Raw genomic sequence first — 16942 nt, forward strand, 5'->3', positions numbered from 1 at the left:
TTTAAAAATATGTTTCTAAAGCCATCTTATAGCTATTTTCATAGGCTTTATATAAATTTTTCCAATCAAAAACTTCTGATAAATCCTCTGACATATTCCGCATATCTATCCTTTCCCTGCTAGTGATTTGGGTAAATTCCCACATCACATTGGTCAATTCTTCCGCTGCTTCATCAAAGCTTTTATTGGCTCTTTTCACGATAAACATACCGTGCTTTTTATCTCCAATACTCACATTTTTCATATAATCACCAAATCCCGATAAATCAGAAGTAACTGAAGCTACGCCCCTTGCCAAAGACTCTAATGGCGTATAGCCCCAAGGCTCATAATAACTTGGAAATACTCCTAAATGACAAGCCCTGACAAAATCATCATATTCCATTCCAAATAATGGATTAGTAGAGGAAATGAAATCGGGATGATAGACTACTTTAACTTTATCGGATTCATGGTTCACAAGGTTGGCGGTTCTTAAAAAATTTAAAATGGCATCATTATCATCATCTATCAAATTATGAGTTACAACAGGAGGCAAACCACCTGACTTCCAAGCCTGTATAGTTCTTCTATGCCTCAGTTTCCAATAGTCATCCACCATATCATTTAAATTCGGAAGTTTATGATCTCCCTTACTTGAAGCGGCTTGACGATATAACCTGTTTTTAATCTGCTCCACTATGGCATTGGAGTTGGTATTGATTTTATCCAACATGGCACGGGCATTCAAAACATCAGGATTAATGGATTGGATAGGTTGGCGAGTAATAAAAAACATCACCACAGTTAAAGGAGAATTCGCTTCTTTTAATCGATGGTTGAGACGGGCTAAAGCTTCCAAAGTTAAATCATAACCCTTATTGGAATACTCAAATCTTCCAGATGTGAAAAAGTAAAGGGTTTTATTCAGGTCAAAAGAATAACTCTTAAAAAAGTGCCCCATGACAAACTGTTCAAGTAATTGCTTATACTTATGATGCAAATTTTGCACTTCATGTAAAACAGAAAACCTTTCAATATTTAAACCATTCGGTAAAATCTTATCTGGACTTCTTCCTAATAAATGAAAACATTCTTTACCCGTAACCTCACTGACAGTTGTAAAAACATGTGCTCCATGTACACAAGCACGCTCTAATTTAACATTTGCCTCCACATTAAAATGAACTGCCTCTTTATGCCAATCCATAAAGGGAAGATGATCATAAAATTGTGGATCATTCATGGCCAAATACCTACCCAATAGGGTTGCATGAGTAGTAAATACTGTTTGTAAAGGCACTTGGTCCCTTCTTAAATTCGGAATTGCCGAGCCCGCCATCCACTCATGAAAATGAGCTAAAGGTTTTATTTTTTGATCAATGGCCACCTGGGTCATTTCCGAGAGAAAAATATGCACCATATAGCCAAAAGCCAACACCTCATCCATCAATGGGTCATGATTCTTGAAATCTATGCCATGATTTTGCCAGTAATAATATTTTATATCCCCTAAATGGTGAAAAGAAGACTTATGGTCAAACAACAAGGTCTGGGGTCTCCCAGAAACTAACCAATAGCCACTTTTTATACTCAATCCTTTTTCTCTACATATTCTTAAGGTCTCATCAATTACTTCATGGCCGAATTCTGCCTCCTCAAAATCTGTTGCGGCTTCTTTCGGTGCATAAGGCCCTAATAGAAAATAATTTTTACCCCAATTTTTTACCATGGTGGGCACTTTGGAACGAATTACGGTGTAAATGCCTCCTACTTGGTTACAAACTTCCCAAGCCACTTCGGTTAAAATATGTTTCTCGTTATCGATCGAATTATTTTCCTTCATATTAGTACGTTTCTCAATAATTGAAATAGATTACTTAATTTATAAGATTAATCTTGAATAATGACCAAATGCATGAAAAATCACTTCAATTTTATTAAATTAAAATAGTGAGCAGTCATCAAACCTTAATTTAAAAAAAATACGGAAATACTTAGTGTATTAACTACAATAAGTAGTTAATTTGTATTGGAATTAGCGTTAAATCGCTTAATAGTAATACTTTAATATGGAAGAAAATAAAAATACTGCACAAGAATCTGAAAAGGATTTTGAAGGCAACTATATAGAAAAATTTCAAGAGCAGAAAGAGGAAGAATTCTACCCTGGAGGCATCATTAGCTGGAAACAGAAAAAAGGAAGATTAAAAATCTATGCCCAAAACTCTACGCTTGAATTAAAAATTATAAGTGAGAAAATTTTAAAATTCCGTTATGCCAATGATGGATATTTTGAGGACGATTTTTCCTATGCTATTGATCCTGAATTTGAATTAGGAAATACACAATATTACTTTGAAGCTCAAGAAGATGCATTGATTATCAAAACAGAATTATTGCAATGCATCATCAAAAAATCAGATGCCACCATTAAAATTTTGGATAAAAATGGCAAAATCTTAATTGAAGATGAAAAAGGATATCATTGGAAAGATGAAAGACGATTTGGTGGACATGTGGTCATTTCTACTTTAAAATCTTCAAAAAACAATAAATACTACGGACTCGGGGATAAAACAGGAAGCTTAAACTTAAATGGAACCCGAAGGGAATTATGGGGAACCGATTGCTATGGTTATGGAAATGAAACGGATCCTGTTTACAAAAATATTCCTTTTTTCATGGGTTTAAATGATGGAGAAGGCTATGGTATTTTCTTAGACAATTCCTTTAGAACTTTCTTTGATTTCAGTCACGAAAGAGAAGAAGCTTTGAGTTTTTGGGCGCAAGGTGGTGAAATGCGTTATTATTTCATTTATGGACCGCAACTGGAAAACGTGGTGCAAGATTATACTGAACTAACAGGTAAATCCCCCCTTCCCCCAAAATGGGCATTAGGTTATCACCAAAGCAAGTGGAGTTATTATCCTGAACAAACAGTTCGAGATTTAGCTAAAAATTTTCGAGATAAAAAAATCCCTTGTGATGTCATCCATTTGGATATAGACTATATGGATGGCTACAGAATTTTCACTTGGAATAACGAAAGGTTTCCGAATCCTAAAAAAATGATAGCCGATTTGAAAGAAGAAGGATTTAAAACCATCGTAATTGTTGATCCAGGAATAAAAATCGACCCGCTTTATACGGTCTTCCAGCAAGGTGTTCATCATAATTATTTCTGCCAAAGAATGGACGGGGCTAGATTCAAAGGAAGTGTTTGGCCAGGGCCTTGTCATTTCCCAGACTTTACAAATCCTGCGGCAAGAAAATGGTGGTCAGGTCTATTTGGCGGACTCATTCAAGATGGTGTGGCTGGAGTTTGGAATGATATGAACGAGCCTGCCGTATTTGAAGAAGGCACATTCCCTAGGGATGTAAGGCATGACTATGATGGTCATCCTTGCAGTCATAGAAAAGGACATAATGTATATGGAATGCAAATGGCAAGGGCAACTTATGAGGGCTTAGAGCAATTTTCAGGCAATAACAGAAGCTTTACCATCACCCGTTCTGCTTATGCCGGTATTCAAAGATTCAGCTCCGTTTGGACTGGAGATAATATGGCCAGCTGGGAACATTTGAAAATAGCCAATATCCAATGCCAAAGACTAAGTGCTTCGGGTGTTTCATTTGCTGGTTCTGATGTCGGGGGATTCATCGGTGCTCCTGATGGAGAATTATATACCCGTTGGATTCAGATGGCCACTTTTCATCCATTTTTCAGAACACATTCATCGGGCGACCATGGCGATAAAGAACCTTGGCAATTTGAAGAAAAATATTTGAATATTGTCAGAAGATTTATTGAAATGAGGTATGAAATCATGCCTTATCTTTATACAACTTATTGGCAATATGCAGAATATGCTAAACCTATGCTGAGATCAATTTCTTTGGCCTTTCAAAACGATACGCAAACCTTGGATCGGGAAGAAGAATTTTTGCTCGGACAGCATTTATTGATTTGCCCGGTCTCTGCACCCAAAGTAAAGGAAAGAATGATGTATTTACCAGAAGGTGATTGGTACAATTACTGGACAAATGAATTGCTGTCAGGCAAAAGGGAAATTACAGTCGAGACTCCATTGGAGCAAATCCCAATCTTTCTGAAAGCCGGGGCAATACTTCCTATGCAGGATAAAATGCAATATGTGGATGAATTCGTACCCGAAAATCTCAAACTACACATCTATAAAGCTTTGGAAGAGACAAAAAGTGAACTATATGAAGATGACGGACTTTCAAAAGATTTTGAAATGGGCATCAGTACATTGCATACTTTTATTCAAAAGCCCGTTAGCAATGGTATTGTGATTCAACATTATCTGGAAAAAGAGTTTGATGCCGGATATAAAGGATTTGAAGTTCATTTACATGGATTTGACACTATAAATAAAATCATAGTGGACGGGAATACAGTTAGTACAAATCATGAATCAACATTTACAGTCAATAAAGATTTTAGTACCATTGAAATCATAAAATAATAACCTTAAAAATAAATTGCTCATGGAAGTATTGATGATCGGACCAGGTAAACCAAGCCCTCAGAACAGTGGACTAGGGATCGCTTGCTATCATATTGCGCAACACTTGGCTAAAGATGTGCATCTGAAATTATTTTCGGTTGAAAGTGCAGAAGAATTAGCGGAACAGGAGACTGAGCATAGCCGAATTGAAACACTTAACAGACAAAAACTCACCAACAAACAGCAATTGAATGCTGATTTGGTTCATGTTTCGGTCAAAAGTGAACTCAATCCTTATTTTTATGCGGGAAGTGTTGAAATTGAAAAACATTACAATGATCATATTGAAATCTCAGTGCAGGAAGCATTGGAAGATTTCAGCCAAAGCATTATTTCCAAAAGCAGAAATTTAGATTTTGATATTATTTATGCCCATGATTGGACTGCCATTCCGGCCTCTAAAAAATTGAAAGAGTTGAGCAAAAAACCTTTCGTTTTACACATTCATGCACTGGATTATGACCGAAGTGGTAAAAAAAGTAATTCTTGGCTTTTTGAATTGGAAAAAGAGGGCATGCAAAAAGCCGATTTGATAATTGCCGTGAGTGAATACCATAAAAAAGTTATGGTAAAAGAATACGGCATCTCAGCTTCCAAAATAAAAGTGATCCACCATGGAATAGATGAATTGAAACCATCAGATTATAAGCCTCCATTCAAAGAAGATATTGTCCTTTTTTGCGGGAGACTAAGTTTACAAAAAGGTGCTGTTACTTTTATTGATATTGCAGAAGCATTAGTGAAAAAAGAGGATAAAATCCGATTCGTGGTTTGTGGGCAAGGAGAATTAATGGAAGAAATGATTGCTTCTGCCCATGAAAAAGGGCTAATGGATAAATTTCATTTCACAGGTCATCTACCGCAAGAAGATGTTTTCGCCATCATGAAAGCCTCCCAAGTAATGGTTATGCCTTCATTATCCGAGCCCTTTGGCTTATCGGCATTGGAAGCTGTTAGTTTAGAGTTACCACTTGTTTTATCAAAAAATTGTGGTGTAGCTGAAGTAATGACTGATGTACAAACTGTGGCTACTAAAGATGTGGAGGCTTATGCTACGGCCGTTCGAGAGGTATTGGCCAATAAGAAGCAGTTTTTAAAAACCGCTAAAGCCAATGCAGAAAATGTAAAGAAAAGAAACTGGGAAAGCGTTTCATCTGAAATTTTATCAGCTTTAAAGCAAGTTTAGAAAATGGATAATTACCAAATCATACATTTCAATCACCCATTAGAGGTGAAAAAATTGTCATTTTTAGATATTGGAAAAAACCTTTCAGCAGTGGACGAAACCAAAAGTCAACAAGCTTTTATAGCGGATTTTGCTGATTTGGTTCATTCAAAGTTGAAAACAGTATTAAAAATGGCGGAGGAAGATAAATCCCCTTTGGTATTTTTCAGTTTACCCTTTTTGAAATTTCTCAAACAACATGATAATAATTTGATGTTGGAGATAAAAAAGAAAGTGGACAAAGGCAAAATTCAGTTAATTGGTTCATGCGCTTATCATTCATTCAGTTATCTCTGCTCACCAATTCTATTCAAAAAAGAGGTAGAATTATATTTAGATGGACTAAAGGATTATTTTGAAAATAAACCAGGCATTTTCATCAACACCGCTTGTTTGTATGATGACCAAGTGGCTGAAATAGTCAATGCTTTGGGCTACCAAGGAATCATTGCCACAGCCAATCCTTGGCATTTGGCAGGAAAACATTCCGGACAGGTATATAAATCCAATACGGCCCAGCCCTTCAATATTTTACTTTCCAATGGAGATGGCCCTGATAATTTCCAAATCAGTTTGGTCAATGGCTATGGAAGTGCCTATAATTCAGATTTCATTGATAAATCAGTTTCAAATGAGAAACAAATTCAGGAATTGTTTATGATAGGAAATCCAGATGAGCATTCAGTCTATGCGGTAAGTTTACCTTTAAGTTCACCATCTTGGGAACATAAAATTCCAGACTACACCAACAATCCTTTACAAAAAGCTTTGTTGAAACAAGGGGCAGATTTAGTCAATCAATTTCACGATCAATTATCAGATGAAGATTTCAGGCTTTTGATGTTGTTATGTCAACCTGACCATCTTTTGCAAATCAACCAAACTAGTAAAGAAGAAGGATACGACCATTTTATCAGCAGTATGAATTGGTTGACGGATATTAGTTTGAGGTATAAGTGAAAAGGATTTCTCAAGATTGTTTTCCCATACTAAGTCAGTAAGAAAAAGGAAGATTACTAAAGGATAAAATGAAATGGTAAAACCCATATCGATGACAATAACCGAATACCTTGCTAAAAAAACTTCCCTATCATCTGAACAAATTGCTGAATTGGGGGCAAAATTCTCATCTAAAGAAGCAATGCCTGGTGATTATGTTATAAAAGAAGGAGAAGTTTGCAGAAAACTGCTATTTTTGAGGGAAGGATGCATGGCTATGGTTTATGAAAGGGACAATAAATCATTTATTAAAGATTTTATTTTTGAAAATAGCTTTGCCTCCGTATATGAAAGCTTTATCACTTCTAAACCTGCTCGTTATGCTTTAAAAGCTATAACCCATTGTAAATTTGAATCGATTTCTCTTCATGACCTGGAAAAAACTTATCAATCTATACCACAATTAAAAGCTTTGTCAGCCAGCCAAACTGAAGCCGCTTATTTAAACATCACCAGAAGAATGGAATCATTAATTACTTTATCTGCCGAAAAGCGATACTTGGAATTATTGGAGCGCAGACCACGACTACTTTCCGAAATCCCGCTTTACCTTATTGCATCCTATTTGGGCATTACGGATGTTGCCCTAAGCAGAATTAGAAAGAAAATTGGATCATAATATTCATTTCTTAACATAGGTTCAGAAGAACAAGCTTAAATCATTTTTTCTTTGATCCATATTAAAAATTAAAAATATGGAATTAAAGAAAAAAATAGTCATCGCACTTTTCCTAATAGGCATAGGAGCTCTTGATGCAAAATCACAATCTGTTGCCGGCCTAAGCATAGGCATCAGCAATAATGACAAGCATATCGAAACAGTGTGGTTTCAACATCAATTAACCAATAGGTTTAGCGCTGGGGTGCAAGTCCGTTACAGTCAGATCAAATACCGATTTGTAGATGCAATAGCGATAAGTGATGGAAGCACTGCATTTGGAGGATTAGTATTGGGATTTAAGCTAAAAGAAACCGATAATTTTCGTCTAAATTTTAACCTAACAAGTAGCTACCGCTATCTATCAAACGATGAAAACCCAGATTTGGCGGAATCAACCAATGGCCTAGAACTTGACCCAAATATGCTTCTTGACCTGAAATTGTCAGAGAAATTAAAACTGCATACAGGCGCCATGCTCAGAACTGCAATTCAGTTTGGAGAAACTCCTATTCTTGACGAGCAGATGCCATCTGCAATAATTCTTGCAGGCCTTTCCTATACTGTAAATAATCATAGCATCGCCTTGAGGACATATACAGGGCCAATGAACGGGGCTACTGGTGACACTATGAAATACTTTAATCAAATTTCACTTGGCTATCAATTCTCTTTTGGTCAGCCGTCTAGCCCATTCTCATTCTTCAACTTCTAATCCTTTAAAATTAAACATTATGAAAATTCAAATAATTATATCAATCTTGTTTTTGGCACTTATCAGTGCTAATGGTTTTGCTCAAAAATCAACCGAATCAAAAGATCAATCAAAAGGCTTTTATTTTCAACCCGAATATTCAGCCATGTTGCTCAATGACCATATTGGCAATGCCGTTGGTTTCGGCTTAGGCATTATTTCTAAAAATGATAGCTGGGACTTTGGAATTAGGTACTACGGCAGAAGCGGACCTATTAATCCCAAGGAATATGAATTGCTTCTACCCGTTGGAGAAACCTATAAAGGTAAATCATCGATCATGCTCGGTCATGATCACGGCTACCTTGGATTAGAAGTAGCCTACAACATAAAATTGAAAAATGAAAGAATGGCAATTAGGATACCGATATCTTTCGGACAATTTGGAGCCGGATTTTACCTAAAAGGAGATGATCGTTTTACGCCTGATGGGCAAAGAACAAGTGTTTGGGAAGATGAACTACAAGGTGGGTCTGACGCTGGGTTTGGATTTTGCTCTGAATTGGGCGTTCAAATTTTATACCAATTAAATGATAAAAACGAACATATCCATTTAATGATGGGGGCAACCTACATGAATACCTACGGCTATGAAAGCTTTTTGGGGAGCACGGATTTCTACAATAATAGACTAAGGGCTTTAATTGGGTTTCGGTTTGGCTTTTAAAGTTTCAATTATCAAGGTAACCCTGGCGCAAGCGTCTCGCTTGTGCTCCAATTACCTAGAGCTCCCTAGCTAGCTCATAATTTAATCTACCCCCGATAAACACTCATCAAATCCCCAGCAATCTTCTCTGAAGAAAACTGCGCTAAATGCGAATCAACACCCTTTATCAACTGCTCATTAAACTCATTATCATCAGCTAATTTCACCATTTGAGCTGCCAATTCCTCATGATTTTTTGGGTCCGCATAGAGGGCATGCTTTCCTCCTGCTTCTTGCATGGCGGATTGGTTTCCAGTTACTACGGAAGTGCCCACAGAAAGCGATTCTAATACCGGAATACCAAAGCCCTCAAAACTTGATGGATAAACGGAAGCCACCGCTCCTTTATAGAGATAAGGCAGTTCGGTAAAGGGAATATTGTTATAGATCCTAACATTTTGCTCCAGCCTCAAAACATTAATTTCCTTCTCTACTTCTTTTTGATAATCCGTTTTCTTACCCACTATCAATAGCAATAAATCATGCTTAACCTGATCTAAAACTAATTTAAAAGCCTGAACCAAATCTTTAGCATTTTTTCTATCCTCAATAGAACCTACATATAAAAAATAAGGTTGATGCAAACTGTATTGATCCAATAAATACAATAATCTTCTGGTTTTCAAATCTTGTTTATAAATGGGATGAACCCCTTGATAAATTACATTGATTTTTGATGAATCAATATCAAAAAATTCAATGACATCAGTTTTCGTTTGCTCACTTATCGCAATGACTTCATCTGCCTTTTTGCAAGCAGACTTAAATTTTTTCTTATATATATTTCTATCAATGAATGGATAAAAATCAGGATACCGCAAGAAAATTAAATCATGAATGGTAACAATTTTCTTGATATTGCCTTTCAGTCCGCTTGGTAGCTCATTACTCAAGCCATGAAAAACATCCGCCTTTTGCTTCCTTGCTAACTTCCCTATCTTTTTGGATCGCCACGCACTTTTCATGGAGCCTGCCTTCCAAAGCCCAGAAGGCATAACTGTTATCTCCTTATTTTCTTTATGAAAAAGAGTAGCCTCTTCGCGCTTAGACACTTTAGGAGTAAAAAGTGAATATTGCTCCTCGGGATAATGCTCCTTTAAGGCAGAAATTACAAAACGGCTATAATTACCTAATCCCGTAAAATTGTTGAAAGCACGTTTGGCATCAAAAGCTATATGCATACTGAAAAAATTAAATCCTAAAAGTTGAAACTACTCAAAACTAAATAAATTTCCTTTGTGGTGCTCATTACTTCTTTAAAAAGAAAGATAATTTGTAGTTTTGCACCTAAGCGGGGAATGAATGAATCAATATAAAGTAAAGACATTAGAAAACGGGATTCGAGTAATCCATCAGCCGGTAAGAAACTCTAAAATAGTCCATTGTGGATTCGCTTTGGACATCGGGAGTCGTGATGAAAAGCCACATCAGATAGGTATTGCCCATTTCTGGGAACACATGGCTTTTAAAGGGACTAAAAAGCGGAAAACCTTCCACATATTGAATAGACTGGATTCAGTAGGGGGTGAATTAAATGCCTATACCACCAAAGAAAAAATATTTTTTCATGCCTCTGTTTTAGAACAATACCTCGATAAAGCAATGGATTTGTTGGTGGACATCACTTTCCAATCTATTTTTCCTGAAAGACAAATTGAAAAAGAAAGACAGGTCATTTTAGAAGAAATGGCGATGTACAAGGATTCTCCAGAGGATGATATTCAAGATCAATTTGATGAAATCATTTTTTCGGGTCATCCCCTTGGAAATAATATTTTGGGGACTGAAGAAAGCCTTAAAAGCTTTACACGCCAGCATTTTTTAGAATTTCTGGAAGAAAATTTGGATACCGAGCGCACTGTTTTTTCTATTGTGGGAGATATTCCTGAAAAAAAATTAGAGCGCTATATTAAAAAATACCTGGAACCCATTGAATATCATAAAAGAAAAAGAGAAAGAATGCCATTTGAACTATATGAGCCCAACACTTTAAATTTCAATAAGGAAATCTCTCAATCTCAATGTGCTATCGGCACTACCGCCTATCCTATTCACCATCCAAAAAGATTGGCATTTTTTATGTTGGTCAACATACTGGGCGGACCGGGAATGAACAGCCGCTTAAATATGGCTTTGCGGGAAAAACATGGCTTTGTTTATGCCATTGATGCGGGTTATCATCCATTTACGGATACTGCCCTTTTCAGCATTTTCTTTGGCACAGACCCGGGTCAGCTTCCTAAAAGCATAAAATTGGTCAAAAAAGAACTAAAAAAATTGCAAGAGAAACCTTTGGGCAGTTTACAATTACATGTTGCCAAACAACAACTCATGGGCCAACTAGCCATGGCAGAAGAAAATAATATGAACTATATGCTCATGCTAGGAAGGAGCTTACTGGATAAGGATAAAATTGAATCTTTGGATGAGCTTTTTGAGCAAATAAAGCAGATAAAAGCTATGGATTTACAAGATACCGCCCATGAAATTTTTGCAGAAGACCGATTAAGTATTTTAACTTACAAAGCTAAAAGAAGATAATTATGGAGTTTTTAGATCCTGATTTAGATAAATATATTGAAGCCCATACAGAACCAGAGAATGAATTGCTCTACAAAATCAATAGAGAAACCCATACGGAAGTTTTAAAGCCACGGATGCTGAGCGGTCATTTACAAGGAAGGGTTTTGTCCATGTTAGCGCACATGATTCAACCAGAAAATATCTTGGAAATTGGAACCTATACCGGCTATTCAGCACTTTGCATGGCAGAAGGATTAAAAGATAAGGGCAAGCTTATCACCATAGATGTAAATGAGGAATTAGCAGAAAGGGTAAAAGAATATTTCCAATCTTCTGAATTTTCCAATAAAATCGAGCTGAAAATCGGCAAGGCATTGGATATCATTCCAACACTCAATAAAAATTGGGATATGGTGTTTATTGATGCTGATAAATCAAATTATTTGAACTACTACCAACTTTGTGTTGAACAAGTAAGAAAAGGCGGTTATATTTTGGTGGACAATGTTTTATGGAGCGGAAAAGTATTAGAAAAAAATAGAAAAAAACTGGATAAGGATACTGAAAGTATGCTAAAATTCAACGAATTTGTGCAACAAGACGACAGGGTTCAAAATGTGTTATTTCCAATCCGAGATGGATTAATGATTTTAAGAAAAAAATGAAAATAAAACTTCCTCTTTTAATAGCAGCTATTTTTTTAATTTCCACAAGCTTGTGGGCACAGCAAGTTCCTTCCCGAATAGAATTTGCTAATATGGATTTACGATTGACTGCGGGCGCCATTAAAGACATACAAGCCGATGTGGATGCATTGACCAGAAGTGAAAAATATTTTCAAAAGAAATTGGAACGGGTGGATATGTACATGCCCATAATAGAAAGAATTTTTAGGGAAGAGGGTTTACCGGAAGACTTTAAATATTTGGTTATACAAGAAAGTGCATTGGTTTCAGATGCAATTTCAAGTAGCAATGCAGTGGGTTTTTGGCAGTTCAAAGAAATTTCTGGTTTAGAAAATAATTTAAGAATCGATCGTCATGTAGATGAAAGAATGAATATAGTTTCCTCTAGCCGGGCAGCGGCTGCTTACTTAAAAGATCATAATAAATATTTTGATAATTGGGCTTATGCATTAATTGCCTATCAAAGAGGTAGAGGTGGTGCGGCTGATGTAATTGATGAAAGTAATTTTGGTAAAAACCGCCTGAAAATAACCAGTGATACCTATTGGTATTTGAAGAAGTTTTTGGCTCATAAAGTGGCTTTTGAAAACACTATTGGGACCTCCAACCCTCCTTATTACCTAAAAGAAATTGAAAATGTAAAAGGAACCTCATTAAAAACTATTGCAAAAGAAGAAAATGTTCCATTAGAACTAATAGAAGAATACAATAAATGGATCAAAAGGGGCAAAGTACCAGAAGATAAAAACTACACCATTATAGTACCGCTTAGCAATCTGGAGAAAATAGAAAAATTGCAAAGTCAGAGAAAAATAACTTCTAAGGATTTACCAGGTGATATTAATGATCAACAACAGCAAAATTTCCCATTAGTGGATAATTATCCGAGTAGATCTGACAGAACAATTCCACACATGGTAGAAGTAAATGGATTAGATGGAATTTATGCACCGGCAGGATACACTGTTAAAAAATTAGCCGAAACTGCGGAAGTTGATGAATATAAATTCAGAAAATGGAATGACCTTAAAATTAGGGAAGAATTAGAAACAGGTAAAATTTATTACTTAAGAAGAAAAAGAAATAGGGCTAAATTTTACTATCACACAGTGGCACAAAATGAAAACATGTGGGATATAAGCCAGAAATACGGTTTGAAGCTCAAGAAATTATACAGAAAAAATAGAATGGAGCCACCACAGCAACCAAAAGTTGGAAGAGTTTTATGGTTGCGCCACAACAGACCAGCTAATGTTCCTATAGAATATAGGGAACCTCCAAAAAAAGAAAAAAAAGTAGAAGAAGTTGAGCAAACAAAACCATTAGATAAAACCCAAGAGTTAGAGCAAGAAGATCGATTAATCAAAAATAAAGTTTTAGAAGAATCTACCGAATTTGGAGATACTTTAAGAGCTATTGATGAAAAAACATCAAAAGATAGTCTTGAATTAAATGAGTCAAAAAATGCAAAAATTATGGAGACGGATAGTGCTCAATTAAATATTGAAAACAGCTCATCCATAGTTAACAGTGAAATTGAAAATGTTGATTTGACCTTAATTTCTGAAAATCTAAAAACTGCAGAAGAAATAAATGGGGAAACTGATGATTCTGATGAAGAAAATGAATTTGAAGAAAAGGATTTCACTGATTATACCATCAAGAAAGGAGATACATTCTTTTCAATTTCCAATAGATTCAATATGAAAATTTCCACCTTACTGAATATCAATAATTTGGGAATACGGGATACATTATCAATTGGTCAAGTGATTAAAGTAAATAATAATGGTTTTATTGCTGAGAATAATGTAGAAGAGAAAAAGAATCCTGTTGAAAATAAAATCAAAGAAGTACCAACTGAAAAAAAAGAAAATAAAATAGAACATAGGGTCAGCTCGGGAGATACTATGTATGGATTGGCAAAGAAATACAATGTCAGTCTAAAAGAAATTATGGAATGGAACAATAAAGAAGACTACAATTTGAAAGAAGGTGAGCTAATTGTAATTATGCAGAAATAAATATGCTATAAGCATAAATTCTTGCTCACAATATCTTACATTTGTGTCGTCTATCGAAAAAATATTGCATTTCGAAAGATTTATGTTTTAATTAAAAAAAACTTTACTTATGTTTAGATATAACTCTAAACAGAGTAAATTGATCAATAGATTACAAGGGTAAATTACATGGTAACAGCTACAAAAACTGTTGATTTAGTGATGCTTGTTGACGATAATGATACTGATAATTTCATTAGCAAGCGTATCATAGAAATAACTGAGTTCGCAAAATACGTTGAAATCAAAAATTCTGGCAAGAGTGCCTTGGAATATTTGGAAGAACACAAGGATGATCCTGACAAGCTTCCCAATATCATATTTTTGGATATCAATATGCCTATTGTGGATGGATTCGTATTCTTGTATGAATTCGAGAAATTCTCTGATATCGTAAAAGATAAATGCAAGGTCATCATTTTATCAAGCTCTGATAACAAAAGAGATATTGATAAAATTGTAAACAACGACCATGTAATTAAATTTATCACTAAGCCCCTAACAGAGAACGCCTTAAATGAAATCAGATCTCTGGATCTATATTAATTAATTATCCATTCATCAATCCTATCTTTATTATGAAGATAATCAAGACTATCACCTTCTTGTTTTTTATAAGCTCTTTTGCTTATGCTCAAACAGACAGTATTCAATCTGATACCACATATTGGGATAACGGAGCTGTTTTGAATCTGAATTTTTCTCAAGTAGATCTTACGAATTGGAATGGAGGTGGACAAAGTTCTATTTCTATAGGTGGCTTAACCAATTTCAAGGCCAATTATGCAAAAGGAAAAAATGTTTGGGATAATAGGTTAGATATGGCTTATGGCTTATTGCGACAAGGTGACAGTGAAGCTCCATTTATTAAAACTGATGATAATATAATTTTGACATCCAGATATAGCAGGCAATTGAAAAAACAAATTTTCTTGTCTGCCATTGTAGATTTCAGGACTCAATTTGACGAGGGTTTAAATGATGAAGATGTTGTGATTTCCTGTTTCATGTCGCCAGGTTTTCTATTAGGAAATATTGGTCTTACTTATAAATACAAAAAGATATTTACGGCTACCTTTTCTCCTTTGTCATCTAAAAGTACTTTCGTGATGGATGATAGCCTCTCAACAGCAGGAGCTTATGGGGTTGAGCCAGGTGAAAATTTTAGATTTCAAGGTGGTATCAACTTTGCTTCCTCCTTTCAAAAAGATATATGGGAGAACGTAAATCTCTCTACCAATCTAAACCTTTTTGCTGATTATGAAAAATTGGGAAATATTGATGTAAACTGGGAAACAGCACTTAATTTTAAAATCAATAAGTTTCTATCTGCAAGTTACAGTACACAGTTGATATATGATGATGATATTAAATCAAAGGAAATCATAGTGAATGAAGCTACGGGTGAAACAAGAAATGTAGCGGGTGTTCAATTCAAAAGTGTAATGAATATAGGTCTCAATATTAAAATCTAGCGCATATTGTAACAGTCAACTATCAACCTCAAACAAACCAAAATCAAATTGTTCAATCTTGTAAAAACCCACTTTAAAAATTATATACAGTTTTTAAAAAAGCCCGATCCAAACCCTAATCACCATAAAATAAAAACTAGCAATAAATGGAGAACCCTGCTGGTATTTATAGTCATAGATGCAATTCTCATCACACCTGCTGTACTTTTAATCATTTTATTAGAAGAATTCACTAATCTGGATATTGATAATCACAAAGGAGCTGATTTATTAAATGATTACGGACTCTTTGTTATTTTACTTACAGGAAGTTTGATTGCTCCATTATTTGAGGAATTCATTTTTAGACTTCCACTAAACTATAAAAGAAATTATCTTTTTAGATGGGCGGGGAAAATAATAGGTAGAGATAAAGTCAAAAAATTTTGGTTCAATAACTACACCCTCTTTTTCTATTTATTTATCATTGCTTTTGGTTTAGTGCATATTACTAATTTCAAAGACGAATCTTTAGCTATAATTCTATTAGCTCCAATTTTGGTATTACCTCAAATTATTGGCGGGACAATAATATCTTATTTAAGAATGAATATTGGATTTACCTGGGGCTTTCTACAGCATGCTATTTTCAATACCGTGGTGTTGCTCATTACATTTTATGCGAATTTAGAAGAAAAAGTTTTCATTGATAATAAAGATTTTAATCTAAGAATAGAAGTAGCAGAGAATAGATATGGAAATCGAAAAAATATTGACGTTAATGAAGATTTTGAATTCATCACTGAAATTAAAACTGATTATGCAAAATTTAATGACATCGCTGGAAGATTAAATTGGGACACTTTAGATTCTCCTCAAAATAATAAGTATTTCAACATTAATTTCAGCATCAAGAATTTAGAAGTAGATAGCGATTCTGTATTACAACATCATTTAAACGACATACTTCAAGATCAATAATCGGGATCCAAGCCAAAAGTATCCTTTAGTTTCCCCAATAAAGGATTCTCCTTCATCATAGCTTCAAACTTCTCCTTTGGAGTATAAGGTCTTTCTGCCGCCTTTTCAATGTTTACTTTATGTTGAAGCTGAATAGCATTATTCTGAAACTTATTTCTGATAAAAGTTAAAAGTTCTGCTTTTATCTTCTCTAATCCATCTACCTCAACAGGATTGGTCAGTTCAACAGTGATCATTTCACCTTCAAGTTTGATCGAGTTCTTTAATGAATTCTCCACCACCGGGCCAACTTTATTTTTATCAACGAAATCTAAAATGGCTGATTTAAGCGAAGACTCATCAAAATCAATATTCGCATCAATTTGATTAGCTAATTCAT

General features: G+C 35.0%; 15 protein-coding genes. 12 read left to right on the forward strand and 3 right to left on the reverse strand.

Features of this window, described 5'->3' with window-relative positions; genetic code table 11:
• Position 1: 1 nt before the first annotated feature.
• Positions 2-1825, reverse strand: a complete 1824-nt coding sequence (locus tag ACFE0M_RS17060; RefSeq protein WP_434546998.1) for a glycosyltransferase — start codon at positions 1823-1825, stop codon at positions 2-4.
• A 226-nt stretch (positions 1826-2051) separates the two neighbouring features.
• Between ACFE0M_RS17060 and ACFE0M_RS17065 the strand changes: the two genes are divergently transcribed.
• From ACFE0M_RS17065 to ACFE0M_RS17090, 6 genes are all read left to right on the forward strand, one after another.
• A complete protein-coding gene (locus tag ACFE0M_RS17065; protein ID WP_434546999.1) occupies positions 2052-4472 on the forward strand; it encodes a glycoside hydrolase family 31 protein in 2421 nt (806 codons plus the stop codon).
• 22 nt (positions 4473-4494) lie between these two features.
• The gene (locus ACFE0M_RS17070) at positions 4495-5700 is read left to right on the forward strand and encodes a glycosyltransferase family 4 protein (RefSeq protein ID WP_434547000.1); all 1206 of its coding nucleotides are present in this window, start codon (positions 4495-4497) and stop codon (positions 5698-5700) included.
• Between the two features lie 3 nt (positions 5701-5703).
• Positions 5704-6699, forward strand: coding sequence for a hypothetical protein (locus ACFE0M_RS17075; protein ID WP_434547001.1), 996 nt, complete (start codon positions 5704-5706; stop codon positions 6697-6699).
• 91 nt (positions 6700-6790) lie between these two features.
• On the forward strand, positions 6791-7357 hold the full coding sequence (locus tag ACFE0M_RS17080) for a Crp/Fnr family transcriptional regulator (protein WP_434547002.1): 567 nt from the start codon (positions 6791-6793) through the stop codon (positions 7355-7357).
• A 76-nt stretch (positions 7358-7433) separates the two neighbouring features.
• Positions 7434-8111, forward strand: coding sequence for a hypothetical protein (locus tag ACFE0M_RS17085; RefSeq protein WP_434547003.1), 678 nt, complete (start codon positions 7434-7436; stop codon positions 8109-8111).
• Positions 8112-8130: 19 nt separating this feature from the next.
• Positions 8131-8817, forward strand: coding sequence for a hypothetical protein (locus tag ACFE0M_RS17090; RefSeq protein ID WP_434547004.1), 687 nt, complete (start codon positions 8131-8133; stop codon positions 8815-8817).
• An 86-nt stretch (positions 8818-8903) separates the two neighbouring features.
• On the opposite strand, the gene ACFE0M_RS17095 is transcribed toward ACFE0M_RS17090, so the two are convergent.
• Complete coding sequence (locus tag ACFE0M_RS17095; RefSeq protein WP_434547005.1) at positions 8904-10037, reverse strand: glycosyltransferase family 4 protein; 1134 nt, start codon at positions 10035-10037, stop codon at positions 8904-8906.
• 121 nt (positions 10038-10158) lie between these two features.
• Here ACFE0M_RS17095 and ACFE0M_RS17100 point away from each other — a divergent pair, with 121 nt between their 5' ends.
• The 6 genes from ACFE0M_RS17100 (at position 10159) to ACFE0M_RS17125 (ending at position 16563) form a co-directional block, all read left to right on the forward strand.
• The gene (locus ACFE0M_RS17100) at positions 10159-11397 is read left to right on the forward strand and encodes a M16 family metallopeptidase (RefSeq protein WP_434547006.1); all 1239 of its coding nucleotides are present in this window, start codon (positions 10159-10161) and stop codon (positions 11395-11397) included.
• Between the two features lie 2 nt (positions 11398-11399).
• Positions 11400-12044 (forward strand): O-methyltransferase, encoded by a 645-nt coding sequence (locus ACFE0M_RS17105; RefSeq protein WP_434547007.1) that lies wholly within the window; start codon positions 11400-11402, stop codon positions 12042-12044.
• The gene (locus tag ACFE0M_RS17110; RefSeq protein ID WP_434547008.1) at positions 12041-14089 is read left to right on the forward strand and encodes a LysM peptidoglycan-binding domain-containing protein; all 2049 of its coding nucleotides are present in this window, start codon (positions 12041-12043) and stop codon (positions 14087-14089) included. Before ACFE0M_RS17105 ends, ACFE0M_RS17110 begins: the two co-directional genes overlap by 4 nt.
• A gap of 168 nt (positions 14090-14257) precedes the next feature.
• Positions 14258-14674, forward strand: a complete 417-nt coding sequence (locus ACFE0M_RS17115; RefSeq protein WP_303268291.1) for a response regulator — start codon at positions 14258-14260, stop codon at positions 14672-14674.
• Positions 14675-14706: 32 nt separating this feature from the next.
• Positions 14707-15603, forward strand: coding sequence for a DUF3078 domain-containing protein (locus tag ACFE0M_RS17120; RefSeq protein ID WP_434547009.1), 897 nt, complete (start codon positions 14707-14709; stop codon positions 15601-15603).
• Between the two features lie 48 nt (positions 15604-15651).
• On the forward strand, positions 15652-16563 hold the full coding sequence (locus tag ACFE0M_RS17125; protein WP_434547010.1) for a CPBP family glutamic-type intramembrane protease: 912 nt from the start codon (positions 15652-15654) through the stop codon (positions 16561-16563).
• On the opposite strand, the gene ACFE0M_RS17130 is transcribed toward ACFE0M_RS17125, so the two are convergent.
• Complete coding sequence (locus ACFE0M_RS17130) at positions 16557-16841, reverse strand: hypothetical protein (protein ID WP_434547011.1); 285 nt, start codon at positions 16839-16841, stop codon at positions 16557-16559. The two genes, ACFE0M_RS17125 and ACFE0M_RS17130, sit on opposite strands and share 7 nt — an antisense overlap.
• Positions 16842-16942 lie beyond the last annotated feature (101 nt).

The sequence above is a fragment of the Marivirga sp. genome (genome assembly GCF_051117495.1).
Classification (GTDB): Bacteria; Bacteroidota; Bacteroidia; order Cytophagales; family Cyclobacteriaceae; genus Marivirga.

What these genes read in the sequence shown, in the direction of transcription:
- ACFE0M_RS17060 (WP_434546998.1), bottom strand. Translation starts at nt 1,825, where the DNA reads ATGAAGGAAAATAATTCGATCGATAACGAGAAACATATTTTAACCGAA.
- ACFE0M_RS17065 (WP_434546999.1), top strand. Translation starts at nt 2,052, where the DNA reads ATGGAAGAAAATAAAAATACTGCACAAGAATCTGAAAAGGATTTTGAA.
- ACFE0M_RS17070 (WP_434547000.1), top strand. Translation starts at nt 4,495, where the DNA reads ATGGAAGTATTGATGATCGGACCAGGTAAACCAAGCCCTCAGAACAGT.
- ACFE0M_RS17075 (WP_434547001.1), top strand. Translation starts at nt 5,704, where the DNA reads ATGGATAATTACCAAATCATACATTTCAATCACCCATTAGAGGTGAAA.
- ACFE0M_RS17080 (WP_434547002.1), top strand. Translation starts at nt 6,791, where the DNA reads ATGACAATAACCGAATACCTTGCTAAAAAAACTTCCCTATCATCTGAA.
- ACFE0M_RS17085 (WP_434547003.1), top strand. Translation starts at nt 7,434, where the DNA reads ATGGAATTAAAGAAAAAAATAGTCATCGCACTTTTCCTAATAGGCATA.
- ACFE0M_RS17090 (WP_434547004.1), top strand. Translation starts at nt 8,131, where the DNA reads ATGAAAATTCAAATAATTATATCAATCTTGTTTTTGGCACTTATCAGT.
- ACFE0M_RS17095 (WP_434547005.1), bottom strand. Translation starts at nt 10,037, where the DNA reads ATGCATATAGCTTTTGATGCCAAACGTGCTTTCAACAATTTTACGGGA.
- ACFE0M_RS17100 (WP_434547006.1), top strand. Translation starts at nt 10,159, where the DNA reads ATGAATCAATATAAAGTAAAGACATTAGAAAACGGGATTCGAGTAATC.
- ACFE0M_RS17105 (WP_434547007.1), top strand. Translation starts at nt 11,400, where the DNA reads ATGGAGTTTTTAGATCCTGATTTAGATAAATATATTGAAGCCCATACA.
- ACFE0M_RS17110 (WP_434547008.1), top strand. Translation starts at nt 12,041, where the DNA reads ATGAAAATAAAACTTCCTCTTTTAATAGCAGCTATTTTTTTAATTTCC.
- ACFE0M_RS17115 (WP_303268291.1), top strand. Translation starts at nt 14,258, where the DNA reads ATGGTAACAGCTACAAAAACTGTTGATTTAGTGATGCTTGTTGACGAT.
- ACFE0M_RS17120 (WP_434547009.1), top strand. Translation starts at nt 14,707, where the DNA reads ATGAAGATAATCAAGACTATCACCTTCTTGTTTTTTATAAGCTCTTTT.